The sequence below is a fragment of the Sphingopyxis sp. genome (genome assembly GCF_035998905.1).
GTDB lineage: Bacteria > Pseudomonadota > Alphaproteobacteria > Sphingomonadales > Sphingomonadaceae > Sphingopyxis.
The window spans coordinates 119,690-143,511 of the sequence record NZ_DASYHG010000019.1; the positions used below are offsets into that span (position 1 = coordinate 119,690).

26 protein-coding genes are annotated in these 23,822 nt (G+C 67.0%); 14 read left to right on the forward strand and 12 right to left on the reverse strand.

Going from position 1 to position 23,822, the window contains the following annotated elements:
- Positions 1 to 4 precede the first annotated feature (4 nt).
- From VGN62_RS10440 to VGN62_RS10450, 3 genes are all read left to right on the forward strand, one after another.
- Positions 5 to 631 carry a trimeric intracellular cation channel family protein gene (locus VGN62_RS10440; protein ID WP_327453479.1) on the forward strand — a complete coding sequence of 209 codons (627 nt, stop codon included), beginning with the start codon at positions 5 to 7 and terminating at the stop codon, positions 629 to 631.
- 192 nt (positions 632 to 823) lie between these two features.
- Entirely contained in the window at positions 824 to 2,152 is a 1,329-nt protein-coding gene (locus VGN62_RS10445; protein WP_327453481.1) for an oxygenase MpaB family protein, read from the forward strand.
- 26 nt (positions 2,153 to 2,178) lie between these two features.
- Positions 2,179 to 3,081 carry an alpha/beta fold hydrolase gene (locus VGN62_RS10450; RefSeq protein WP_327453483.1) on the forward strand — a complete coding sequence of 301 codons (903 nt, stop codon included), beginning with the start codon at positions 2,179 to 2,181 and terminating at the stop codon, positions 3,079 to 3,081.
- 28 nt (positions 3,082 to 3,109) lie between these two features.
- Here the strand turns inward: VGN62_RS10450 and sppA are convergent, their stop codons facing one another.
- The 6 genes from sppA to VGN62_RS10480 all read right to left on the reverse strand — a co-directional run bounded on the left by sppA (position 3,110) and on the right by VGN62_RS10480 (position 9,883).
- Entirely contained in the window at positions 3,110 to 5,092 is a 1,983-nt protein-coding gene (gene sppA, locus VGN62_RS10455; RefSeq protein WP_327453485.1) for a signal peptide peptidase SppA, read from the reverse strand.
- A 78-nt stretch (positions 5,093 to 5,170) separates the two neighbouring features.
- On the reverse strand, positions 5,171 to 6,067 hold the full coding sequence (locus VGN62_RS10460) for an NAD-dependent epimerase/dehydratase family protein (protein WP_327453487.1): 897 nt from the start codon (positions 6,065 to 6,067) through the stop codon (positions 5,171 to 5,173).
- 14 nt (positions 6,068 to 6,081) lie between these two features.
- Positions 6,082 to 7,188 (reverse strand): glutamate 5-kinase, encoded by a 1,107-nt coding sequence (proB, locus tag VGN62_RS10465; protein ID WP_327453489.1) that lies wholly within the window; start codon positions 7,186 to 7,188, stop codon positions 6,082 to 6,084.
- Between the two features lie 44 nt (positions 7,189 to 7,232).
- The gene (locus VGN62_RS10470) at positions 7,233 to 8,024 is read right to left on the reverse strand and encodes a MipA/OmpV family protein (protein ID WP_327453491.1); all 792 of its coding nucleotides are present in this window, start codon (positions 8,022 to 8,024) and stop codon (positions 7,233 to 7,235) included.
- A 50-nt stretch (positions 8,025 to 8,074) separates the two neighbouring features.
- Positions 8,075 to 9,115, reverse strand: coding sequence for a GTPase ObgE (gene obgE, locus VGN62_RS10475; protein WP_327453492.1), 1,041 nt, complete (start codon positions 9,113 to 9,115; stop codon positions 8,075 to 8,077).
- Between the two features lie 159 nt (positions 9,116 to 9,274).
- A complete protein-coding gene (locus tag VGN62_RS10480) occupies positions 9,275 to 9,883 on the reverse strand; it encodes a TetR/AcrR family transcriptional regulator (RefSeq protein ID WP_327453494.1) in 609 nt (202 codons plus the stop codon).
- 56 nt (positions 9,884 to 9,939) lie between these two features.
- On the opposite strand from VGN62_RS10480, the gene VGN62_RS10485 reads away from it, so the two are divergent.
- From VGN62_RS10485 to VGN62_RS10495, 3 genes are all read left to right on the forward strand, one after another.
- The gene (locus VGN62_RS10485) at positions 9,940 to 10,830 is read left to right on the forward strand and encodes a metal-dependent hydrolase (RefSeq protein ID WP_327453496.1); all 891 of its coding nucleotides are present in this window, start codon (positions 9,940 to 9,942) and stop codon (positions 10,828 to 10,830) included.
- Between the two features lie 153 nt (positions 10,831 to 10,983).
- The gene (locus tag VGN62_RS10490) at positions 10,984 to 11,532 is read left to right on the forward strand and encodes a hypothetical protein (RefSeq protein ID WP_327453498.1); all 549 of its coding nucleotides are present in this window, start codon (positions 10,984 to 10,986) and stop codon (positions 11,530 to 11,532) included.
- Between the two features lie 31 nt (positions 11,533 to 11,563).
- Complete coding sequence (locus VGN62_RS10495; protein ID WP_327453500.1) at positions 11,564 to 12,094, forward strand: GNAT family N-acetyltransferase; 531 nt, start codon at positions 11,564 to 11,566, stop codon at positions 12,092 to 12,094.
- On the opposite strand, the gene VGN62_RS10500 is transcribed toward VGN62_RS10495, so the two are convergent.
- Positions 12,091 to 12,537 (reverse strand): NfeD family protein, encoded by a 447-nt coding sequence (locus VGN62_RS10500; RefSeq protein ID WP_327453502.1) that lies wholly within the window; start codon positions 12,535 to 12,537, stop codon positions 12,091 to 12,093. The two genes, VGN62_RS10495 and VGN62_RS10500, sit on opposite strands and share 4 nt — an antisense overlap.
- Before the next feature lies 1 nt (position 12,538).
- The gene (locus VGN62_RS10505) at positions 12,539 to 13,456 is read right to left on the reverse strand and encodes an SPFH domain-containing protein (protein WP_327453504.1); all 918 of its coding nucleotides are present in this window, start codon (positions 13,454 to 13,456) and stop codon (positions 12,539 to 12,541) included.
- 79 nt (positions 13,457 to 13,535) lie between these two features.
- Between VGN62_RS10505 and VGN62_RS10510 the strand changes: the two genes are divergently transcribed.
- Together VGN62_RS10510 and VGN62_RS10515 are read left to right on the forward strand one after the other, a co-directional pair.
- Complete coding sequence (locus tag VGN62_RS10510) at positions 13,536 to 14,351, forward strand: CoA ester lyase (protein WP_327453506.1); 816 nt, start codon at positions 13,536 to 13,538, stop codon at positions 14,349 to 14,351.
- A 67-nt stretch (positions 14,352 to 14,418) separates the two neighbouring features.
- Positions 14,419 to 15,921 carry a M28 family peptidase gene (locus VGN62_RS10515; protein ID WP_327453508.1) on the forward strand — a complete coding sequence of 501 codons (1,503 nt, stop codon included), beginning with the start codon at positions 14,419 to 14,421 and terminating at the stop codon, positions 15,919 to 15,921.
- A 102-nt stretch (positions 15,922 to 16,023) separates the two neighbouring features.
- Here the strand turns inward: VGN62_RS10515 and VGN62_RS10520 are convergent, their stop codons facing one another.
- On the reverse strand, positions 16,024 to 17,397 hold the full coding sequence (locus VGN62_RS10520) for a class II 3-deoxy-7-phosphoheptulonate synthase (RefSeq protein WP_327453510.1): 1,374 nt from the start codon (positions 17,395 to 17,397) through the stop codon (positions 16,024 to 16,026).
- Positions 17,398 to 17,648: 251 nt separating this feature from the next.
- Between VGN62_RS10520 and VGN62_RS10525 the strand changes: the two genes are divergently transcribed.
- The 4 genes from VGN62_RS10525 to VGN62_RS10540 are packed head-to-tail and all read left to right on the forward strand — an operon-like array spanning position 17,649 to position 20,733.
- The gene (locus VGN62_RS10525; RefSeq protein WP_327453512.1) at positions 17,649 to 18,326 is read left to right on the forward strand and encodes a cyclic nucleotide-binding domain-containing protein; all 678 of its coding nucleotides are present in this window, start codon (positions 17,649 to 17,651) and stop codon (positions 18,324 to 18,326) included.
- 57 nt (positions 18,327 to 18,383) lie between these two features.
- Positions 18,384 to 18,734, forward strand: a complete 351-nt coding sequence (locus tag VGN62_RS10530) for an ArsC family reductase (protein WP_327453514.1) — start codon at positions 18,384 to 18,386, stop codon at positions 18,732 to 18,734.
- On the forward strand, positions 18,731 to 19,807 hold the full coding sequence (locus VGN62_RS10535; RefSeq protein ID WP_414713274.1) for a glycerophosphodiester phosphodiesterase: 1,077 nt from the start codon (positions 18,731 to 18,733) through the stop codon (positions 19,805 to 19,807). The genes VGN62_RS10530 and VGN62_RS10535 overlap by 4 nt, the downstream gene beginning before the upstream one ends.
- Positions 19,804 to 20,733, forward strand: a complete 930-nt coding sequence (locus VGN62_RS10540; RefSeq protein ID WP_327453518.1) for an aldo/keto reductase — start codon at positions 19,804 to 19,806, stop codon at positions 20,731 to 20,733. Before VGN62_RS10535 ends, VGN62_RS10540 begins: the two co-directional genes overlap by 4 nt.
- A 58-nt stretch (positions 20,734 to 20,791) precedes the next feature.
- Here the strand turns inward: VGN62_RS10540 and VGN62_RS10545 are convergent, their stop codons facing one another.
- From VGN62_RS10545 to VGN62_RS10555, 3 genes are all read right to left on the reverse strand, one after another.
- Complete coding sequence (locus tag VGN62_RS10545; protein ID WP_327453521.1) at positions 20,792 to 21,013, reverse strand: helix-turn-helix transcriptional regulator; 222 nt, start codon at positions 21,011 to 21,013, stop codon at positions 20,792 to 20,794.
- Entirely contained in the window at positions 21,006 to 21,431 is a 426-nt protein-coding gene (locus VGN62_RS10550) for a hypothetical protein (RefSeq protein ID WP_327453523.1), read from the reverse strand. The genes VGN62_RS10545 and VGN62_RS10550 overlap by 8 nt, the downstream gene beginning before the upstream one ends.
- A 66-nt stretch (positions 21,432 to 21,497) precedes the next feature.
- On the reverse strand, positions 21,498 to 21,839 hold the full coding sequence (locus VGN62_RS10555) for a hypothetical protein (protein WP_327453525.1): 342 nt from the start codon (positions 21,837 to 21,839) through the stop codon (positions 21,498 to 21,500).
- Positions 21,840 to 22,047: 208 nt separating this feature from the next.
- Between VGN62_RS10555 and panB the strand changes: the two genes are divergently transcribed.
- Both panB and VGN62_RS10565 read left to right on the forward strand, forming a co-directional pair.
- Positions 22,048 to 22,911 carry a 3-methyl-2-oxobutanoate hydroxymethyltransferase gene (gene panB, locus VGN62_RS10560; RefSeq protein WP_327453527.1) on the forward strand — a complete coding sequence of 288 codons (864 nt, stop codon included), beginning with the start codon at positions 22,048 to 22,050 and terminating at the stop codon, positions 22,909 to 22,911.
- A 106-nt stretch (positions 22,912 to 23,017) separates the two neighbouring features.
- On the forward strand, positions 23,018 to 23,821 hold the full coding sequence (locus VGN62_RS10565) for a tetratricopeptide repeat protein (RefSeq protein WP_327453529.1): 804 nt from the start codon (positions 23,018 to 23,020) through the stop codon (positions 23,819 to 23,821).
- Position 23,822 lies beyond the last annotated feature (1 nt).

Sequence of the window (23,822 nt, forward strand, 5' to 3'; positions counted from 1 at the left end):
GGCTTTGTTCGACTTCGACAATGCGCTGATCGTCCGCCTGCTCGACCTTGTCGGCATCGGCGTCTTCGCGCTGTCGGGTGCGTTGATGGCGGTGCGGCTGCGCCAGACTTTGGTGACCGCCAGCTTCTTTGCGCTGGTCACCGGCGTCGGCGGCGGCAGCGTGCGCGACCTGCTCATCGGCGCGCCGGTGTTCTGGGTGCAGGATGGGGCGATCGCGGCGGTATGCATCGCGATCGCGCTCGTCGTCTGGCTCACCCCCGAACGCTGGTGGCAGGGGCAATTGCTCGAGTGGGCCGATGCGGTCGGGCTTGCCGCCTATGCCGTGTTCGGCACCGCCAAGGCGCTCGCGTGGGGCGTCCCGCCTGTGCCCGCACTGATGATGGGCGTCATTACAGGCTGCGTCGGCGGCACCATCCGCGATATCCTCGCCGGGGTCCCGTCGATCATCATGCGCCCCGAGGTCTATGTCACCGCGGCGGCACTCGCGTCGGGGCTGTTCCTGCTGCTGCAATGGCTCGGCGCCGGAACGCCCGTCGCGGCGGTCACGGGTGCGGTCGCGGGGTTCATCCTGCGCGGCGCGGCGATCCGCTGGTCGCTCGCGCTGCCCGCCTATCGCGGGCACGAGGGCTAGGACTGATCGACATTCAGCCCTGACGGCCTGCAAACGACGGCCTTCCGCGCTTCCGGTGCTCACGTGCCATTCGCACGCTGCGCTCCGGTTCACGGAAAACCGCCATTTTCGGCTCGTCATCTTCTGAATGTCGATCGGTCCTAGGACAAGCGACAGGCTTGCCAAATCGCGAATCTGTGGCAGGTTCGCATTATGAACACTGATGTCAGCACCATCGCACGCCGGGTGCGGGGTCAGGCGGACGCCTTGCCCGAGCTGTTCGGCCGTTTCGATTTCGACAAGGCGCCCGAGCGCTGGGCGCCCGAGGCGGGAGCGGTGAGCGAGCTCAGCCGCGTCCGTAGCATCGATCGATCGGCCTATCTCGACGATCCCGACCTGCTCGCGCGAATTCGCGAATATACGATGCTCGGCGACCGCACGGGTGATGCCTATGCGGCGCTGATGCCGGGGCTCGGCTTCCAGCGCACCGTCGCGATGCTGGTCGAGGCGTGCGACAAGGGGATCGAAGCGGTCGAAAGCGCGCCGCCCGAACTCGGCGCGCTGATCCGCGAGATGGAACAGAAGCCCGACTGGCTGGATATGGACCTGGTCGAGGAGGGCGCCGCCTATGAACGCAATGCCACCGCGAACCTGTCGCCCTTCCTGATCCGCGGCGCGTTCATCGCGACCTTCCTCAACAAATATTCGGCGCTGCCGATGGCGCTCACCGGCACGCTCGGTCATGCGACCGCGGCGCGGCGGGTCAAGGAGACCGCGACCTTCTTTGCCACCACGGCGCTGCCCGGCGCGCTCGACCGCTATGGCCCGGGGTTCAAGGCGGCGGCGATGGTGCGGCTGATGCACTCGATGGTGCGCGTCAATGTGCTGTCGCGTCCCGGCATGTGGGACACCGAAACCTATGGCATGCCGATTCCGCAGCTCGACCAGATGCCCGCGGGGCTGATCCCGGTCTATTTCCTGTCGCAGGAGGTGCTGGCGAAGGGCCGCACGACCTTCACCCGGCTCGAACGTGGCCGCGTCGAGCTCGCGCGCTATCGCTGCTATCTTCTTGGGCTGCCCGAGGATCTGCTCGCCGACACGCCGCAGGAGATCGTCCGTATCTGGCGCACGCGTAGCGCGACGCTCCGCTACGAATATGACGATCAGGTCTGCGGCGGGCTGCTGCGCGCGACGATGGATGCCGAACTGTCGAAGGACATGTCGCCGAAGGGGCAGGTCAAGCGCCGCCTCGAACATTCGGTGAGCCGCGTGTTCTTCGTGAAGGCCTTCCTCGCCGGCGACGAGGAAAGGGCGGCGAGCGTCGGGGTGCCGGTGAAGCGCCGCGACCACCTGATCTATGGCGCGACGATGCTCGGCATCGCGGGGCGGATGGCGGCGTACCGCATCGCCTCGCGCCTGCCCATCGTCCGCCATCTCGCCGACCGCCGCCTCGTGCGCCGGATCGAGCGCCAGCTTGACGGCTATGGCCGCGCCGAATTCACCTCGAACGCGGCAAATTACAAACCCGCCACGGCGGGCTGATCCGCTTTTCCAGCCAAGGGATTACCATGCAGACACAGCAGGCCACGGTGAACGGCATCAACATCACTTATGAGGACAAGGGGCCGAAGGACGCACCCGTGATCCTGCTGGTGATGGGGCTGGGCGGGCAATTGACCTTGTGGCCCGACGAGTTCGTCGATGCGCTGAACGAACGCGGCTTTCGCACGATCCGCTACGACAATCGCGACGTCGGCCTGTCGACGCGCTTCGATGCGGCGGGGGTGCCGAACGTCAAATGGATGGTCGTCAAATCGATGCTCGGGCTACCCGTCCGTCCCGCTTACACGCTCGCCGACATGGCGGCCGACGGCATCGCGCTTCTCGACCATCTGGGCATCGCGCGCGCACATGTCGTCGGCGTGTCGATGGGGGGCATGATTTCGCAGCATATCGCGGCGCGCTATCCCGAGCGTGTGCTGTCGCTGACCTCGGTGATGTCGACCAGCGGAAACCGCCGCCTGCCGCGCGCGAAGAAGGAAGCGATGCAGGTGCTCGCGAACCGGCCGATGAGCGGCGACAAGGATGCGCTGATCGCCTATTCGGTCAACGCGGCGCGGGTGATCGGCAGCCCCGGCTACCCGTCCGCGGAGGACCGGCTCCAGCGCCGTGTGCGCGCCGATTTCGAGCGCGGCTGGTATCCGCAGGGTGTCGCGCGCCAGATGGCAGCGATCATCGCCGATGGCGACCGGCGGGCGCTGCTCAAATCGGTCAAAGCGCCGACGCTTGTCATCCACGGCGAGGATGATCCGCTCGTGCCGCTGCCGGGCGGCCGCGACACGGCGGAGAATATCGCTGGCGCACGGCTGCTGACGATCCCCGGCATGGGGCATGACCTGCCGCTGGCCCTCGTCGACACGATGGCCGACGCGATCGCCGAACATGCAAAGGCGGTTGCGGTCGCGGCCTGACTCTCCCCTCCCGCAAGCAGGAGGGGGACTACTTTAGCAACAACGCCATCGTTGCAAAGAATCCCTTCGCTTCGGCCTTGCCGGGGCGCGGGACGGCGGGGAGATAGGCGCGGCAGTCGAGGCACGACGCCTGCACCGACCCCGCCTGCGTCAGCATCGTCAGGTCCTGCACCAGCCGGCGTTCGGTGAGCTGGCGGTTCATCGCCGCGATCCCGAACCAGCCGCGCGGGAGCGCCGCGGTTTCTTCCTCGGCGCCCGACCAGCTCGCGAGCATCTTCGAAAATTCGCTCGGTTCGTCCTCGAAATATTTGGCGTGGAAGTCGCCCTTGACCTTGGCGAGCCCGGCGGCCGCCTTCATCGCGTCGGGCAGGCCGCCGAACTGATCGACGAGGCCGATCTGGCGCGCGGTGCCACCGGCCCACACGCGCCCTTCGGCGATCGTCCGGACCTTCTCGATCGGCTGCTTGCGGCTCTTGGCGACAAGGCCGGTGAAGCGGCCATAAATGTCCTCGACGCTCGCTTGCGCCAGCGCGTTGAACTCGTCGTTCACCCCGCCGAACACATCGGGCTGGCCCGAAAGCGGCGTCGTCGCGATGCCGTCGGCGTTGACGCCGATCTTGGCGAGCGCCTGATCGAAGCTGGGCAGGATACCGAACACGCCGATCGATCCGGTGATCGTCTCGGGCTCGGCAAAGATGCGGTCGGCGGGGGTCGAAACCCAATAACCGCCCGAGGCCGCGACATTCGCCATCGAGACGACGATCGGCAACTTCTTCGCCTTCGCGGCGAGCAGCGCCTGGCGGATTTCTTCGGACGCGAGCACCGACCCGCCGGGCGAATCGACGCGCAGGACAATCGCCTTGACGCTGCTGTCGGTCGCGGCGTCGAGGATATGCTGCGCGATGGTTTCGCCGCCGGCGACCCCGCTCGGCGCCTCGCCGTCGACGATCTCGCCGACGACGGGGACGACCGCGATCGTGCTGCCCTTCGTCGAAGGCGGATTGGCGGCGACCCAGTTTTCGAGCGGGATCGCGTTATATTCCCATGGCTTGCTGTCGTCGGCGGTGCCGCTGATCTCGGCGACGCGGCGGTTGAACGCCATGCGGCTGCCGACCTTGTCGACGAGGCCAGCGTCAACAGAAGCCTTCGACAGGTCATTGCCCGCCGCGCGCACCGCGCCCGCGGTGTCGGCGATGAAGGCGTCGAGCTTCGCCGCGGGGCGCGCCTTCTTGACGTCGGTCAGCCAGTTTTCCCAGAGCACGCTGGCGTAGGCGAGGTCGGCTTCTTTCGCTTCGGGCGACTGGTCGGTCCGGAGGAAAGGCTCGACCGCGCTCTTGAAGGTGCCGACGCGATAGATATGCGCGGTGACGCCGAGCCGGTCCATAAGCCCCTTGTAATAGAGGCGCGATCCACCGGGGCCGGCGATCGCGACGCCGCCGATGCTGTCGGCCCAGATTTCGCTGGCGTGCGAGGCGACCTGGTAGCTGTCGGTGGTGTAAGCGGTGGCGAAGGCGAGCACGGGCTTTTTCTTCGCGCGCACCTTGTCGACCGCGGCGCCGATTTCGGCGAGCGAGACCTGCCCGCCGCCGAGGAAGCGGTCGAGGTCGAGGACGACCGAGGTGATGCGCTTGTCGTCGGCGGCAACCTCGAGCGCGTGGACGACGTCGCGGACGCGGACTTCCTTGAGCTGGTTACCACCCGACAAGGCCGCGAACGGATCGACCTCCGACGGCTGTTCGCTGACGATCCCGTCGAGTTCGATCAGCAGTGCGCCCTGGCTGACGGGCAGGCCCGCGTTGGGGCGTCCTGCGAGCAGGCCGAACAGCGCCACGAAGAAGAGCAGCAGGAAGACCAGCGCGAGCGCATCCTTGATCCCGACGAGCAAATGCCAGACCTTGCGCGGAAAGCTGGTCGTCGACTTCGGCTTGTCGTCGCCCGGCAGCGGGCGGCGCACCGGGATGGCCCAGGGGCCGGCGGGATCGTTGGGCGTGTTCGCGGTCGTTTCGGTCATGCCCGCGAACCTAGGGACGCGGCTCGCCCTTGGCAATGCACGCTTCGACGGGCGGGTGATGACGCGGTACCGGCGACGTCAGAGCCAGCCTTCGCGGCGATACCAGCGCACCGTCTCCGCGAGCGCGTCGTCGGTGTCGCGTTCGGGGCGCCATAGGGCGGCAGGCGGGCCTTTTCCTTCGGTCGCGACCCAGTCGGGGTGCGCGATATAGCGCGCGCGGTCGGGGGTCAGCTTCGCGCGGCTGCGGCGGACGAGCTTGTCGAGCCGCCCGCCTGCCTTGAGCAGCAACGCCGGGGTTGCGAGCGTCGACAGGCGCTGGCGCCCGACGGCGCGTGCGACGGCGCGGGCAAAGCCGCGATGCGACCAGCCCGTGGGCTTGCCGTCGTCGGGTTCGTAAATCTGGCCGACGCTGACGCCGCGGTCGGCGGCGAGCGTGACGAGCAGCCGCGCGAGTTCGTCGACATAAATCGCCGACATGCGCCCGCTCGGAACCAGCGCGATACCGCGCCGCGCCATGCGGAACAGGTCGAGCATCTCGGTATCGCCGGGACCGAACACCGCGGGCGGCCGCACGATCGTCCAGTCGAGCCCGCTTGCCATGACCACCGCCTCGGCGCGTTCCTTGGACCAGCCGTAATTGGAGATGCCGGGCTCGCGCGCGGCGAGCGACGAAACATGGACGAAGCGCGTCACACCTGCGCCGCGCGCGGCATCGACGACGTTCGCGGTCGCGGTCGCATTGCCCGCCTCGAACGCCGCCCGGGTCGGCACATTGACGACGCCCGCGATGTGCATGACGACGTCGGCGTCCTTCGCCATGTCGGCGAGGCTGGCTGTATCGTCGAGCGCGCCCGCGATCCACGTCACGCCTTTGCGCTCGGGCTGCGGACGGCGGGTAAGCGCGCGGACGTGCCAGCCCGCCGCGACGGCATCGCGCATCGTCGCGCCGCCCACGAAGCCGGTCGCGCCGGTCATCGCGAGCACGCGCGTCAGAGCAGCACCATATGGTCGCGGTGCACCATCGCGCTGCGCGGTGCGTAGCCGAGCGCAGCTTCCTGCGCGTCGCGGCCGAGGCCGACGATGTTCGCGGCGTCGGCACCGGGATATTCGGAGAGACCGCGCGCGATGACGCGCCCGTCGGGGCCGGCGATGTCGAGGATGTCGCCGCGCGCGAAACTGCCGCTGACCGCGGTCACCCCGGCCGCGAGCAGGCTCGCGCCGCCGTGCAGAGCCTTGGCCGCGCCCGCGTCGATCTCGATCCGGCCCTTGGCGGTCAGCCCACCCGCGAGCCAGGCCTTGCGCGCGCTCGCGCCCCTGTCGGCGGCGAACAGGCTGTGCCGCGCATCGGTCGACAGCGGCCGGTCGATGCGTCCCGACGCGATCGCGAGATGCGCGCCCGCGGCATTGGCGATGCGCGCCGCCGCGATCTTTGACACCATGCCGCCCGATCCCATGCCCGACGCCGAGCCGGTATCGGCCATCGCCTCGATGCCCGCGTCGATACGTTCGATGCGCGCGATATGGACGGCGCCCTCCTGCGCGGGGTTGCGGTCGTATAGGCCGTCGATGTCGGACAGCAGGATCACGCCGCCCGCCGCCGCCGCCTGCGCGACGCGCGCCGCAAGCCGGTCGTTGTCGCCAAAACGGATTTCCTCGGTTGCGACGCTGTCATTCTCGTTGATGATCGGCACGACGCCGAGCGACAGCAGCCGGTCGAGCGTCGCCGCGGCGTTGAGATAGCGGCGGCGATGTTCGAGGTCGTCGAGCGTGACGAGCATTTGCGCCGCGGTCAGCCCCTCGGCGCCGAGCACCTCGGCCCAGACCTGCGACAGCGCGATCTGGCCGGTTGCCGCTGCCGCCTGTGCATCTTCGAGCGTCCCGCGTCCGCCCTTCGCGAGGCCCAGCCGCCGCGCACCGAGCGCGATCGCGCCCGACGAGACGACCGCAACCTGCTGGCCCGCGCGCGTCCGCTCGGCAATATCGGCGGCGATCCCGACCAGCCAGTCGCGCCGCACCGCGCCCGACGGATCGACGAGCAACGCCGAGCCGATCTTGACGATGAGACGGGGGCAGGATGCGGGCGGAAACAGGCTCATGCCGCCGCCGATAGCGTCTGCCGAAGCCCGCGCCAATCCTTACGTCAACGCGATCCGCCGAAAGTGTAGCTGAGCGCGACCCCGCCCGATGGCTGGCTGCGCGATCCGAGTTCGCGCGTCACGGGTGAATCCGCCGCGTCGCCGACGAGCCGGTCGTAGCGGCCATAGACCGCGATGCCCCAATTCTTGCCGAGCATCCGATGGTAACCCGCCGTCACGCCGACCGACTGGACGCCGCCGCCGGGATCATAGGCGGGGAGGCCGGATGTCGCCGCGGCGGCGGGCGTTACGCCGAAATAGGCGCGGGTGTATTTGGCGTCGCCAAGCGTCACGCGCGGGCCGATCGAGAAAAGCCAGTCGTCGCCTTCGCGCGCGACATAATCGGCGCTGATTTCGCCGGTCCAGCCCTTGTGACCGCTCAACCCCTTGCGGCCGTCGAGGCGGAGGCGCAGCGCCGGGGTCAGGTGGACCTGTGCGAAGGCGCCGGCCTCGATCGACAGGCCGACCTTGGGCAGGTCGGCGCCGATATCGGACGCCTTGCGCTTGCCGACGAAGCCGAAAGCGGGGCCGAAGGCGAAATTGCCCGAACGGAGCAGCGGCGACCCGAAGCTTTCATCGGGTGCCTCGAACGCGAACTCGCTGTCGCGCGTGCGCGAAAGGTCGACATAGGGGCCGATGCTGAACTTGTCGGCGCCGGGCCACGACGGCGCGAGCTGCGGCCCGAGAATCAGGCGCGTGCGCTTTTCGCTTCCCTCGCTTTCCTGCGCCTGCGCCGGGATCGAGACGAGCGGCGCGGCGAGGACGGCCATAGTCAGTAAGGTGCGGCGGACAGTCATACGGAACTCCTTGTTGTTCCGCATGAAATCCCCTGCGGCGGGCTTTGTTCCTAAACCGGCGACCAGCCGGTCGCTTCTTCGCCGTCATCCGCGCCGGGTTCGGGGTGGCCGATCGCCTCGAGCAATTTGTCGAGCACCGCGGGCACGCCCGCGCCGCTCGCGCCCGACAGCGCCATCACCGGATGCCCGCTCTCGGCTTCAAGTTCGGCCGAGAGCGCGGCGATCAGCTCGTCGTCGAGCGTGTCGGTCTTGTTCAGCGCGACGATCACCGGCTTGTCGACCAGGTCGGCGCCATAGGCTTCGAGTTCGTCGCGGACGATGCGATAGCTCGTCGCGACATCCTCGTCATTCGCGTCGACGAGGTGGAGCAGCACGCGGCAGCGCTCGATATGCCCGAGGAAGCGGTCGCCGACGCCCGCGCCTTCGGCGGCGCCCTGAATGAGGCCGGGAATGTCGGCGATGACGAACTCATGCCCCTTGTGGCTGACGACGCCGAGCTGCGGGCGGAGTGTCGTGAAGGCATAGGCGCCGACCTTCGCCTGCGCATTGGTCACCGCGTTGATGAAGGTCGATTTGCCTGCGTTGGGCAGGCCGACGAGGCCCGCGTCGGCGAGCAGCTTGAGGCGCAGCCACACCCACGCTTCCTCGCCCGGCCAGCCCGGCCCATGCTGGCGCGGCGCGCGGTTGGTAGAGGTCTTGTAGCTCGCATTGCCGCGCCCGCCGTCGCCGCCGCGCAGGAAATGGAGGCGCTCGCCTTCCTTCGTCAGGTCGGCGAGCAGGCTGCGATCCTCGTCGTCGTCGAGGATCTGCGTACCGATCGGCACCTGGATGACGAGGTCGGGTCCGCCCGCACCGGTGCGGTCGCGCCCCGCGCCGGGGGTGCCGCGCTTCGCCTTGAAATGCTGGGTGTAGCGAAAGTCGATCAGCGTGTTGAGGCCGGCGACGGCTTCGAACACGATATCGCCGCCCTTGCCGCCGTTGCCGCCGTCGGGGCCGCCATATTCGACATATTTCTCGCGCCGGAACGACACGGCGCCGGGGCCGCCGTCGCCGGATTTGATGAAGATCTTGGCTTGGTCGAGGAAATGCATGGTGCGGCCTTTGGGCGGAAAAGCTACCGTTCGTGTCGAGCGAAGTCGAGACACCCATCAAAATGGCGCAACGCCGACGGGCATCTCGACTTCGCTCGATGCGAACGGAATGAAGGGATTGGCGTGGCCCCTAGCGTAGGGGGCACAAAATTACCAGCCCTAGCCCTGCGGCTTGCCGCCATGCTCGGCCCAGAACTTCGCGATCCGCCCGGTGATCAATTCGGTCGCCAGCACGCGCGAGGTGTCGCGCGGCAGGTCGAGCGCCTCTGCCATCGGTCCGCCGAGTTGCGCGTCGCCCAATGCCATCAGCACCAATGCGAGCGTATCTTCGTGCATCAGGCGCTTTTCGTGCGCATCGGGGGCCATGCCGTCGATCAGCCGGTGGATCGCCTCGACGATCGGGTCGAGCGCGTCGTCGTTGCCCGTCGCGGCCATCCATGTCGCGAGCGCGCCCGCGCCGCCTTCGTTAAAGGCGTCGAAGGCGAGGTCGACGATCTCGCGCACATTGCGTTCGCCCGGCGCCGATTCGGCCATCTTCCGGCCGATCGTCGCGCACACGGTTTCGGCCTGATAGGCGGCAAGGGCCTTTTGCAGCCCCGCGGCGCTGCCGAAATGGTGGAGCAGGTTCGCGTGGGTGCGGTCGATCCGCGCCGCGACCGCCTTCAAGGTCACCGCCGCCGGTCCCGTTTCCACCAATATCTGGCGCGCGGCTTCGAGCGCGGCCGAACGGCTTTCTTCGGGACTCAGGCGCTTCTTCACTATTGACATATATGTAAGTAAACCCTATTGCTGGCCCATCTCCTCTTTTCGACGGTATGAGCCATATGTCCAGCCTTTCCCAGTCGCCAACGCCTGCAGACCTGTCGATCACGCCGCGCGACATGCGCTTTGGCCGCGACGACAAACAGGGCCGCTGGTGGCTGAACGGCGACCCGATCGCGTCGGCATTCCACACCGCGCTGTCGGTGACTTTCCCGCGCGGCGAGGCGATGTTCATCGAGGCGGTGAAGGCGCACCGCGACGGCGTTCCCGACAAGCTGGCGCGCGAAATCCGCGCCTTCACCCAGCAGGAAGTGATTCACAGCCGCGAACATGTCGTCTTCAACAAGAAGGCGGCGGAGGCGGGTTACGACCTCAGCGAGCTCGAGGACGACGTCAACCAGGTGCTCGACCTGATCAAGACGCGCCCGCAGATCGTCAACCTGATGGCGACGATCGCGCTCGAACATTATACCGCGATGATGGCGGCGGTGATGCTGCGCGAAGACAAGATGTACGTGGGGGCCGAGCCCGAATGGGCCGCCTTGTGGAAATGGCACGCGATCGAGGAGATCGAGCATAAGGGCGTCGCCTATGACACCTGGCTCCACGCGACGAAAGACTGGAGCCGTTTCAAGCGCTGGCGCGCCAAATCGCTGATGATGCTGCTCGTCACGACGCGCTTCTGGCCGAAGCGCGTGAAGGGGATGAAGGCGCTGCTCAAGCAGGACGGCCTGACCGGCTGGCGCGTTACGGCGCGCATCTGGTGGTATCTGCTCGGTACCCCCGGGGTGCTGCGCAAGAGCTTCTTCCCCTGGCTTTCCTATTTCATGCCGGGCTTCCATCCGTGGAACCATGACGACCGCGCGCTGATCGGCAAATATGAAAGCGATTATGCCGACGCGATCATGCCGGCGCATTCGTCGCGGCCCGAACTGGCGGCGGCCGCCGCCTGATCCCTTTCTCCGCGGTTGCGGGGGTCCAGAGCGGTTCTCTCTCCCGGTCTCTGGACCTCCTCATCCGCGGAGAGGAGGGGCGTCGATACCCGCTGGACGCGGCCGATGCGGTCCCATATCCCTTCATCGGTGGAGGGGACCATGCAGCCACATATGACCGCGGCCGAAGTCACGCAGTTCGAGCTGCAACTGGCGGGGCTTTCGTCGTTGCTCGAATTCGGTTGCGGCGGCAGCACGCTCGTCGCGGCGCGACAGGTGCGGCGGATCGTCAGCGTCGACAGCGATCCGCTGTGGCTGACGAAGGTTCACGCCGGGATCGCGCGGGAAGCGGTCGAATTCACCCCGGTGCACATCGATATCGGGCCGGTCGGAGAGTGGGGCTATCCCGCGGACGAAAGCCGGCTGCGCGACTGGCCGCGCTATCACACGCAGATATGGCGGAGCATGGGGGGCAGTCCCGACGCGGTGCTGATCGACGGGCGTTTTCGCGTCGCGTGCCTGTTGCAGGCGATCATCCACTGCAAGCCCGACTGCGTCTTCCTGTTCCACGATTTCAACGACCGGCCGCATTATCATCGCGTGCTTCGCCACGTCGATGTGCTGACGCGGGTCGACACGCTCGCGGTGCTGCGCGCGAAGCAGCAGGTCGACGGCAAGGCGGTGCTCCACGACCTGTTCGATCATTATCTCGACCCCGATTGACCCGTTCGCCGGGCTTCGGCACACCCGCGCGATGTTCACTGCGCCCCCCGTCATCGAAACCGACCGTTTGCGCCTGCGTCCGGGCCGCCTGTCCGACAAGGATGTCCATATCGCCATGTGGGCCGACGAGCGTGTCACGCGCTTTATCGGCGGCGAGCCGCGCACGGCAGACGTCAGCTGGGGCAAATTCCTGAGCTCGGCCGGGCTGTGGCCGGTGATGGGCTTCGGTTACTGGGTGTTCGCCGACCGGAAAAGCGACGCGCTCGTCGGCATGGGCGGGCTCAGCTATTTCTGCCGCGGCATCCCCGAACTCGAAGACCTGCCCGAGGCGGGGTGGGCGTTCGATGCCGACCATTGGGGCGCGGGCTATGCGACCGAGGCGATGACCGCGGCGCTCGGCTGGGCCGATGCAAACCTCGATGCAAGGGAAGTGCGCTGCATCATCGATCCGGGCAATGACGCGTCCGAACGCGTGTCGGCGAAGCTGGGTTTCCGGCGCATCGGCGAGAGCGATGCGCTGGGGAATGTGGTCGCGATCTATAGCCGCCCCAGGGGCGGTTAGGCCGGTTCGACCACCAGCACACCGCCGTCGGCGCTGACGACGCGAACCCTGCTGCCTTCGGCCGCGTCGGGGCCGCGCACGGGCCATTCGCCGTCGCCGACCTTCGCGCGGCCGCGGCCGTTTTCGATGCCGCGGGTCAGCGTCAGCACCTCGCCGACCAGCCGTGCGCCGCGCTGGTTGAGGTGCGGGTCGGTGCTGGTGATCGGGTTCGCCTTCAGCCAGCGCCGTGTCGTATAGAGCGCGACAAACGACAGCACCGCGAAAACGACGAGCTGCAGCGGGATGCCGATCGGTAGCACCCACGCGAGCAGGCCGGTGGCGATCGCGGCGGCGCCGAGCCAGACGAGGAAGAAGCCCGGCGCGACGATCTCGGCGGCGGCGAGTAGCACGCCGAGCGCGAGCCACGCCCAATGCGGTTCCATGTTCGTCAGCCATTCGGGCATGTCAGGCTCCCGTCTTGCGCTCGATGGCGTCGCGGGCGAGTTCGCCGATGCCGCCGAGCGTCCCGATCAGCTGCGTCGCCTCGACCGGGAACAGGATCGTCTTGCTGTTCGGGCTGGTGGCGAACTGGCTGACCGCCTCGACATATTTTTGCGCGATGAAGTAGTTGATCGCCTGTGCGTTGCCGCCGGCGATCGCGTCGGACACCATCTGGGTCGCCTTCGCTTCGGCCTCGGCCTCGCGTTCGCGCGCTTCGGCGTCGCGGAAGGCGGCTTCGCGGCGGCCTTCGGCCTGCAGGATCTGGCCCTGCTTCTCACCCTCGGCGCGCAGGATTTCCGAAGCCCGTGCGCCCTCGGCCTCGAGGATATTGGCGCGCTTCTCGCGCTCGGCCTTCATCTGCCGCGCCATCGCATTCGAAATGTCGGCGGGCGGGCGGATGTCCTTGATCTCGACGCGGGTGATCTTGACCCCCCACGGCGTCGTCGCATCGTCGACGACGTGCAGCAGCCGGGTGTTGATCTCGTCGCGCTTCGACAGCGTCTCGTCGAGGTCCATCGACCCCATGACGGTGCGAAGGTTCGTCGTCGTCAGGTTCATGATCGCAAGATAGAGGTCGCTGACTTCATAGGCCGCTTTCGCGGCGTCGAGCACCTGGAAAAAGACGACGCCGTCGACGGCGACCATCGCATTGTCCTTGGTGATGATTTCCTGCCCCGGAATGTCGAGCACCTGCTCCATCATGTTCACCTTGCGACCGACACGGTCGAAGATCGGCATGATGAAATTGAGTCCCGGCTGTGCGGTATGGGTGAAGCGGCCGAAGCGTTCGATCGTATAGGCATAACCCTGCCGCACGGGCGTCAGCGCCCAGAGCACGAACACCAGCGCCAGCACGACCCCGGCAATCGCCACATAACCCATCGCTTGACCCCTCCGCAAATTACCGCCTGCAAGTCCTTCTTTATTGCGGCTTTGGGTCCTTTGCGCCAGACAAAAGCGCATGACCGTTCCTGCCTTCGCTCCCCGCTCGCTGCTCTATGTCCCCGGATCGAATGCCCGCGCGCTCGAAAAGGCGGGAGGGCTGGCCGCCGACATGCTGATCGTCGATCTGGAAGATGCCGTGCCCGCCGACCGCAAGGCCGAGGCGCGTGCCGCGATGCGCGCGGCGGTGGCCGCGGGCTATCCGGGCAAGCGTGTCGCGGTGCGGGTGAACGCGACGGGCGCCGGCGAACAAGCGGACGATATCGCGGCGCTCGCCGGGCTGGCGCTCGATGCGGTGGTGCTGCCGAAAGTCGATGCGCCGTCCGACCTCGACCCGCTGCGCGGCCTTGGCCTGCCGATCCTCGCGATGATCGAGACGCCGACGGCGATCTACGCCGCGCGCGACATCGCCGCCGATCCGGCGGTGGCCGGGCTGATCGCGGGCCTCAACGACCTCGCGCACGAGCTCAAGCTTCCCGATGGCATGGATCGCGGCGCGATGAGCCACGCGATCCAGGCGATCGTGCTGGCGGCGCGCGCGGGCGGGATCTGGGGTTTCGACGGCGTCTATAATGCGATCGACGATGCCGCGGGTTTCGCCGCCGAAGCCGCCGAGGGGCGTCGGCTCGGCTTCGACGGCAAGACACTGATCCATCCGTCGCAGGTCGACCCGTGCAACATCGCCTTCGCCCCTTCGCCGCGCGAGATCGCGGCGGCCGAAGCGCTGGTTGCGGCGGCGACGGGGGGCGCGCAGCGGCACGAAGGCCGGATGGTCGAGGATATGCACGTCGAGGCGGCGCGTGCCTTGCTCGAACGCGCGGCGCAGAGGGGCTGACACCGCCGTTCGTCGTTCGACGAACGCGTCTTGCCTGTCCCCGGCGATCATGCCATGCGGCACGCCCATGCAAGCAATAAAGTTTCGCGCCGCCATCGCGGCCGTCGCCCTGGCCGCTTTCGTCGCCGCCCCCGCCGCTTCCGCGAAAACGGCCGACGCCCCGGTCACCGAGGCTGAGCTCGCCGACCATATCAGGATCCTCGCGAGCGATGCGTTCGAGGGCCGCGCGCCGGGCACCGAGGGCGAAGATCGCACCATCGCCTATATCGTCGGCGAATGGGCCAAGGCCGGCCTCGAAGCCGTGCCGGGCAGCACGACCCCCTGGCTCCAGCCGGTGCCGTTCGTCGAGACGCAGGCGCTGGGCGGCACCGCGAAGTTCAAGGTCAATGGCCGCGACTTCGCGCTCGCGAACGACGGCATCATCCTGACCGGGCGCGACCCGTCGGTTTCGTTGCCCGGCGTCCCCGCGGTTTTCGTCGGCTATGGCGTCGACGGCGCGGGCAAGGTCAACGCCGACGTCAAGGGCAAGCTCGCGATCATGCTGTTCGACAATGCGCCCTTCGGCGACAAACTGCCGCGCTACCGCGAGCGGCGCCAGATGCTCGCCGATGCGGGCGCGAGCGCGGTGCTGGTGATCGCGACCGACGCGGTGCCGTGGACGACGCTGCGCGAAAGCGCCGGCGCGAAGGCGATGCGTCTCGCAAGCGCCAAGCCCGGCGCGCCGATCACCGGCTTCCTTTCGCCCGAAGCCGCCGACGCGCTGCTGAAAAAGGCGGGGCAGGATGGCGGCGCGGCGCGCGAAGCGGCGAAATCACCCGATTATAAGGGCGCCGCGCTGCCGGTTACCGTCGACCTTGCGGCGCAATCGGCGATCCGCCCCTTTGCCAGCAACAATGTCATCGCAAAGCTGCCCGGCGCGAAGCCCGACGGCAAGGCGGTGCTGTTCCTGGGGCATTGGGATCATCTCGGCATCTGCGAGCCCGAAGGCACCGCCGACCGCATCTGCAACGGCGCGGTCGACAATGCGAGCGGCATCGCGGTGCTGATCGAGGTTGCGAAGCGGCTCGGATCGGGCGTCCGCCCCGACCGCGATATCTATTTCATGGCGACGACGGCGGAAGAAAAGGGCCTGCTCGGCGCGCATTATTTCGCCGATCATCCGGTCGTGCCGCTTTCCGACATCACCGTCGCGCTCAACGTCGATACCATCGCGATCTCGCCGCGCGGGACGCCCGTCGCGACGATCGGCCGCGGCAAGCCCGCCTATGACGCCGTGGTGCGCGACGCGGCGACGAAGCTCGGCCGCACGCTTGACGAAGATGGCGAGGCCGATGCCTTCATCCAGCGCCAGGACGGCTGGGCGCTCGGCGCCAAGGGCGTGACGTCGCTGATGGTCGGCGGCAGCTTTTCGGACATGAAGCTGCTCGAAGCCTTCCTCGGCAGCGACTATCACACCGCCGCGGACAATTTCTCCGACAAGATCCCGCTGGGCGGCGCGGCGGAGGATGCCGACCTGCATGTCGCGCTCGGCCGCGCGTTCGCCGATACCAAGCGGTGGCCGGGTAAGTAACCTTTCAGATCGTCATTGCGAGCGAAGCGAAGCAATCCAGAGCGGTTTACGCACACTCTGGATTGCCGCGTCGCTTCGCTCCTCGCAATGACGCGGCTGGCTTTACGCCGCCTGCTTTGCCCGATCTGCCATTTCCTGATTGAGCATCTCGGCCAGCAGGAAGGCGAGTTCGAGGCTCTGCCCCGCGTTGAGGCGCGGGTCGCAATGCGTGTGATAGCGGTCGGCGAGATCCATCTGGGTCACGTCCATCGCGCCGCCGGTGCATTCGGTGACATTCTGGCCGGTCATCTCGATATGGATGCCGCCGCCATGCGTGCCCTCGGCGCGGTGCACGGCGAAGAAGCCGCGCACTTCGGCGAGGATGCGATCGAAGGGGCGCGTCTTGTAGCCGTTGGGCGTCTTGATGACATTGCCGTGCATCGGGTCGCACGACCAGACGACGGGGTGGCCCGATTCCTTCACCGCGCGCACGAGCTTGGGCAGATGCGCCTCGATCTTGTCATGGCCATAGCGCGTGATCAGCGTCATGCGGCCCGCCACATGATTCGGGTTCAGCGTGTCGAGCAGGCGCAGCAGCGTGTCGGGCTCGAGGCTGGGGCCGCACTTCATGCCGACCGGATTACCGATCCCGCGCAGATACTCGATATGCGCCGAGCCTTCGAAGCGCGTGCGGTCGCCGACCCACAGGAAATGGCCCGAGGTGTCGTACCAGCCGCCGGTCAGGCTGTCCTGGCGGGTAAGCGCTTGCTCATAGGGGAGCAGCAGTGCTTCGTGGCTGGTATAGAAGCTGGTGCCCTTGATCTGCGGCACCGTTTCGGGGGTCACGCCGCACGCTTCCATGAAGGCGAGCGCTTCGGAAATCCGCGCCGCGGTTTCCTGATATTTCTTCGCCCAAGGGCTGCGGTCCATGAAATCGTGTGTCCACGCGTTGACCTGGTGCAGGTTCGCATAACCGCCGTTCGCGAAGGCGCGGAGCAGGTTCAGCGTCGCCGCCGACTGGTTATACGCCTTGACCATCCGCTGCGGGTCGGGCTCGCGGCCCGCTTCCTCGAACGCGATATCGTTGATGATGTCGCCGCGATAGCTCGGCAGTTCGACGCCATCGACATCTTCCATGTCGGCCGAGCGCGGCTTGGCGAACTGGCCCGCCATGCGGCCGAGCTTCACCACGGGCATCTTCGATGCGAAGGTCAGCACGACCGCCATCTGGAGGAGGACGCGGAAGGTGTCGCGGATATTGTTCGGATGGAATTCGGCAAAGCTTTCGGCGCAATCGCCGCCCTGCAACAGGAACGCCTTGCCCTCGGCCACGCGGCCGAGCTCGGCGGTCAGGTCGCGCGCTTCGCCGGCAAACACCAGCGGCGGATAATTGCTGAGTTCGCGCTCGGCGGCCGCGAGCGCATCGGCGTCGCGATAGGTGGGAAGCTGGCGGGCCTCGTGCGAGCGCCAGCTATGCGGTTGCCAGTTTTTCGTCATATGCCTGTCTTTTCGCGTTCGAATCGAGCGCCACATGGCGCCTATGCCCCGCGGAAGCAATGTTTCCGGCACGAGCAAACCCGAAAATTAGCATTATCGTGACATTTGCGCACCTATGCTTTTCTTCGGACCAGTGAACTGATAGTTTATTACAGGCTTGGCGCGGTGAGGGGCGGGCCAAGGCGACCGGCTATCGGCAACGTTATACACCCGGTGACCTGACTTCGGGTCTCGACGCGAAGCGATTGGTTATGGCGAGTTTCGATTCCGCATGGTTCCTATATGGGGCGCTCCTGCTCCTTCTGGCGACAAGTTTTGTCGTGCGCATCGACTATGTCCGCTTCGGGCTTGCCGCCGCGGCGCTGGTGGCCCTCCCGCTCGTGCTTTTTCGCGAACCCGATATAGGGTCCGGCTTGCTGGTACTCGCGATCCTCGTCGTCAATATCGGCATCCTCGCGCGCTTGTGGCTGCGCGGGGCGCAGCTGCGCTTCACGGCCGAGGAAGAGGAACTTCGCCGCCAGCATTTTGCGGGGTTGAGCCCCGCGTTCGCGCGCGACCTGATCGACCAGGGACACTGGATATCGGCGCGCCGCGGCGAAGTGCTGATCCGCGAGAACCAGGCGGCGCCCAGCCTCTTCTACCTCGCCGAGGGGCAGGCGAGGATCCTGCGCGAGGGCGTCGAGGTCGGGCGATTGTCCGACGGCGCGCTGATCGGCGAGGCGACCGTGCTCGACGGCACCCACGCGACAGGGACGGTGACGCTCGGCAGCAACGCGCGGCTGTGGTTCGTCCCTGCCGCGGCACTGCGCGCCTATCTGGCGGCCAATCCGGCCGTCGCCGGCGCGCTCCACGAAGGCTTTGCGCGCGCGCTGCGCGGCAAATTGGCGAGCGCGAACACGCGCCTCGCCGACCGTCCGCTCGCCTCGTGACGCGGCGGGCGTTTTCGCGTCTCGAATCTGCCACCGCCACCTGCTAGGCCTCATATCATGACGCTGATTCTTTATGGCATTTCGAACTGCGACACGGTGAAGAAGGCGCGCCGCTGGCTCGACGAACAGGGTGTCGCCTATCGTTTTCACGATGTGCGCAAGGACGGGCTCGACGCCGCGCGGCTGCAGGGCTGGATCGACGCGCTTGGCTGGGAAAGGCTGTTGAACAAGGCGGGCACGACCTTTCGCAAGCTGCCCGATGCGCAAAAGGACGGGCTCGACGCGGCCTCGGCGAAGGCGCTGATGCTCGAACAGCCGGCGATGATCCGCCGTCCCGTGGTCGAGGCCGCGGACGGCGTCAGCGTCGGTTTCGCGGCCGGCGATTGGCAGACGCGTTTTGCGGCATGACCCGCTGGCCGCTGGCCCTTATGGCCCTGATGCTGTCGGCGGGCTGCGCGGCTGACGACATGACCGCAGAACCCACCCTCGACGGCCAGCCGCCGATCATCATCGCGCACCGCGGCGCGTCGGGCGAACGGCCCGAACATACGATCGCCGGCTACCGGCTCGCGATCGACCAGGGCGCCGATTTTATCGAGCCCGACCTTGTCTTGACCAAGGACGGCGTGCTCGTCGCGCGGCACGAGAACGAGATTTCGGAAACCACCGACGTCGCCGATCATCCCGAATTCAAGGCGCGCAAGGCGACCAAGACGATCGACGGGCAGCAGGTCACCGGCTGGTTCACCGAGGACTTCACGCTTGCCGAACTGAAGACGCTCCGCGCACGCGAACGGCTGCCGAAGCTACGCAGCACCGCTTATGATGGCCAGTTCGACATCCCGACCTTCGAGGAAATCCTGACCTTGCTCGCCGAGGTCAATAAGGGCCGCGCCAAGCCGGTCGGCGTCTATCCCGAGACCAAGCACCCGAGCTACTTCGCCGCGATCGGCCTGCCGCACGAGGCGCCTTTGCTCGCGATGCTCGATCGGTTCGGCTATCGCGGCCGCGCCGCGCCGGTGTTTATCCAGAGCTTCGAGGTCGGCAACCTGATGGACTTGCGCGCCAAGAGCGACCTGCCGCTGATCCAGTTGATAGATGCCGAGGGCGGCCCGGCCGACAAGCCCGACATGCGCTATGCCGCCATGGCGTCGCCCGCGGGGCTGAAGATGGTCGCGGGCTATGCCGACGGCATCGGCCCGAACAAGGCGATGGTGATTCCGCGCGCTGCGCTCGGCCGGCTAGGCGATCCGACGACCCTGGTGCGCGATGCCCATGCCGCGGGGCTCAAGGTGCATCCCTGGACCTTCCGCCGCGAGAATTATTTCCTGCCGCTCGGCGAAAAGGGCGGGGTCAATCCCGCCGGTCACGGCGACCTTGGCGCCGAAATCCGCGCCTATCTCAGGACCGGGATCGACGGACTGTTCAGCGACAATTCGCGCGAAGCGGTGGCGGCGGTGAAACAAGGAGGCGAGCCATGACCGAACGGGCCTTGGGTGCGAGCGGACTGTCGATCCGGCCGTTCGTGCTGGGTGGCAATGTCTTTGGGATGACCGCGGGGCGCGAGGCGAGTTTCGCGGTGCTCGACCGTTTCGTCGAACATGGCGGCGGCATGATCGACACCGCCGATGTCTATTCCGCGTGGGTCCCTGGCCACAAAGGCGGCGAATCCGAAAGCATGATGGGCGCGTGGCTCAAGGCAAGCGGCGCACGCGACAGCATCCTCATCGCGACAAAGGTGGGCATGATGCCCGGCGGGCTGAAGCCCGACCGCATCCGCGAGGCGGTGCAGGGCTCACTCGACCGGCTCGGCGTCGACACGATCGACCTCTATTTCGCGCACAAGGACGATCCCGACGTTCCTTTGGGCGAGGTGCTGGGCGCATTCGCCGAACTCGTCGACGCGGGTATCGTGCGCGCGATCGGCGCGTCCAACTATTCGGCGGACCGGCTCGCCGAGGCGCTGCGCGTCGCGGACGAGGCGGGCTTGCCGCGCTTCACCGCGATGCAGCCCGAACTCAACCTGCTCGACCGCGCCCAATATGAAGGAGCCTTACAGGATCTGTGCGTGGCGGAGGGGCTTGGCGTCGTTACCTATTTCAGCCTCGCTTCGGGCTATCTGACGGGCAAATATCGCAGCGTCGACGACATCGGCGGAAGCGCGCGCGGGCCGCGGGTCAAGCCCTATGTCGAGGGCAAGGGGCCGGCGATGCTCGCGGCGATGGATGCGATCGCGGCGGAGACCGGCGCCACGCTGTCGCAGATCGCGCTCGCCTGGGTCGCGGCGCAGCCCGGCGTCACCGCACCGATTGCGAGCGCGACGACGGCCGAGCAGCTCGACGAATTGATCGGCAGCCTCGACCTCGTCCTCAGCGACGAACAGCTTGCGGCGTTGAGCGCGGCCTGAAGTCCGGCCCGCCGCCCCCGGGGAGAGGCGTGGGCCGGACCCGCGCGGCCGCGCTGTCTCAATTATTGTCGCCGTCCCACTGGAACACCGCTTCGAGCGGCTTGTCGAAGACGCGCGCGATGCGGAAGGCGACTTCGAGCGAGGGCGAATATTTGCCCTGTTCGATCGCCGCGATCGTCTGGCGCGTCACTCCGACGCGATCGCCGAGTTCGCCCTGCGTCATTTCGCCGGCGAGGAAGCGCAGCGTGCGGATGTCGTTGGTGAAGGGCAAACTAGCCATGCCAGCCCCTCCGGTAGCTCACCAACACGATCACGCTGTTGACCAGTTCGGCGATGACGATTGCGAGCAGGCCCATGTTCGCCAGCGGCACGCCGCGCTCGACGAAGGGCATATAGACGCCGACGACCATCATCCCTACCAGCAGCACATAATAGGCCATGGTCGCGCCGCGGCGGCGGATCGCGCGGTCGCGCTCGTCGGCGCGCGCCCGTTCGGATTTCGGTGCCTGCGCCGACAGGATGACCGTGCCGATGATGACCGTGACCGCATGCGCGATGGCGATCGAACCGAAGAGCCACAGCATCGGGAAGACTTCGCGCCCGGCAGGGTGACCGGAAAGCAGCAGCCCGAAATAGACGGTATAAGCGGCGACCATCGCGATGACGTTCAGCCAGGCGGTCTTTTCACGGAAGTTCATCGAAAAATCTCCGGTTTCGGCGCCGGCCCGCCGGCGCGCGGATTCGAGGATCGCGGGGGACATGGCTCAATAGCCTCGGCGATAGAGGAACAGCTGGGTGCCGATGCGGACCAGCTCGGCGATAACCAGCGTAGCCAGCATCAGGTTGAGCTGTTGCGCCTGGTTAACACCCCAGAAGATCAGGAAGATATTGGCCCAGATGCCGACCACCAGCGGGTAATAGGCATAATGGGTGCCGCGCATGTGAAAGCTGCGGTCGCGCTCATCCTCTTTCAGATCCACTTCGGCGCGGTTGCGGATCGCTAGGAAGGCGGTCGCCACCGTCATCGCGACGATGATCGCGATGGTGACCGGCACCAGCAGCCCCGCCGTCGCCCACACGCCCGCCGGGCTGTCCGCGACTGCCAAGGGTAAGCGAGGAAATACCAGCCGAACGCCAGAATCATCGTCACCAGCGTGACCCAGTGAATTTTCTCGCGGAACGCCATGCGATTCGCCTCCATGTTATAAATCACGAACTATATGTTCGATATTTTTAACATCGAGTCAAGCAGGAATAACATTGCTTGGCTTTGGCGCTTTCGCGCCCCGGCTTTTGGGGCTAAGCCGCCGCCCCATGTCCACACTCCCCAAAACGCTCACCCTCGACACCTCGACGAGCCGCGCCAATCCGACCCCGCAGCCGATGAAGCGCCTGACGGTGCCGCGCATCCGCCAGCGCAAGGGCGGCGAGCCGCTCGTGATGCTCACCGCCTACACCGTCCGCATGGCGCAGCTGCTCGACCCGCATTGCGACATGCTGCTCGTCGGCGATTCGCTTGCGCAGGTGATCTATGGCCTGCCGCACACCGTCGGCGTGACGATGGACATGATGGCGCTGCACGGCGCGGCGGTGGTTCGCGGCAGCTATCATGCCGCGGTGATCGTCGACATGCCGTTCGGCAGCTATGAAGGCAGCCCGCAGCAGGCGTTCGACAATGCCGCGCGCCTGCTCAAGGAAACCGGCGCGGCCGCGGTGAAGGTCGAGGGCGGCAAGGTGCTCGCCCCGACGATCGAATTCCTCACCCAGCGCGGCATCCCGGTGATGGGCCATGTCGGGCTCACCCCGCAGGCGGTGAACATCCTCGGCGGCTATGGCGTGCGCGGCAAGAGCGAGGAAGAGGCGCGCTCGATCGTCGAGGACGCGGTTGCTGTCGCGCAGGCCGGCGCCTTTTCGATCGTGATCGAGGGCGTACTCGAATCGATCGCGATCGAGATCACGAACAAGGTCGATTGCCCGACGATCGGCATCGGGGCGTCGGCGCAGTGCGACGGGCAGGTCCTCGTCACCGACGACATGCTCGGCATGTTCGAACGCGTCCCGAAGTTCGTGAAGCGCTATCAGGATATGGGGGCGGTCGTCAGCGGCGCGGTGAAGGATTATGCCGAGGAAGTCAGGTCCCGTTCATTCCCGACCGAGGATCAGATCTACGCTGGCTGAACCCGCGCGGCGTGCCGACCGGGCCGAGTGAATCGCTTGGCCTTTTTCGGCGCCGTCGCTAAGGAAGCGGCCGGCCCAGAGCCATGACGAATATATGGAGGTTTGATTGGCCCTGAGCCCGACGAACGACGCCGCGCTGTTGCAAGAGGTCGATGAAGCCGTCCGCAAGGACCAGCTCGATACGATCATGCAGCGCTATGGCCGCTGGATTCTCGGCGGTGTCCTCGCCGCGCTGCTCGCGTTCGGCGGCTATCTTTTCTGGGGTCACCGGCAGGACGCCGCGCGCGGCGAACAGGCCGAAGAGCTGATCGCAGCCTTTGAAAAGCTGGGAACGAACCAGCCGCGCGCCGCCACCACCGAACTCCAGAAGCTCGCTGCCGAGGGCAATCCTGCCTATCGCGCCGTCGCGCAGATGCAGGAAGCGAACATCAAGGCGCAGACCGGCGACCTGAAGGCTGCCGCTGCGTTGATGGCGAAGGTCGCGGCCGACACGAAGCTCGACCAGTCGCTGCGCGACCTCGCGCTCATCCGCCAGACCGCGTTCGAATATGACACGCTGAAGCCCGAAGCGGTGATCGCGCGCCTGAAGCCGATGGTCGACGCCAAGGATCCGGCGTCGAGCTGGTTCGCCAGCGCGGCCGAACTGTCGGCCACCGCGCATTACCAGCTCGGCCAGTTCGACCAGGCCGGCGCGCTGTACGGCCGCATCGCCAAATTGCCGGGCGTCGCCAAGTCGCTGCAATCGCGATCGGTGCAGATGGCGGGGATGCTCGGCGTCGACGCCGTTGCAGACAAGGCGGCCGAAAGCGCCGCAACCGAACAAAAGGCGGCGCCAAGCGCCGCCGGGGACCAGAAAGGCAGTGCTGCGCCGAAGGCAGCGGCAGCCGGAAAAGCTGAGGAAGCCAAATAAT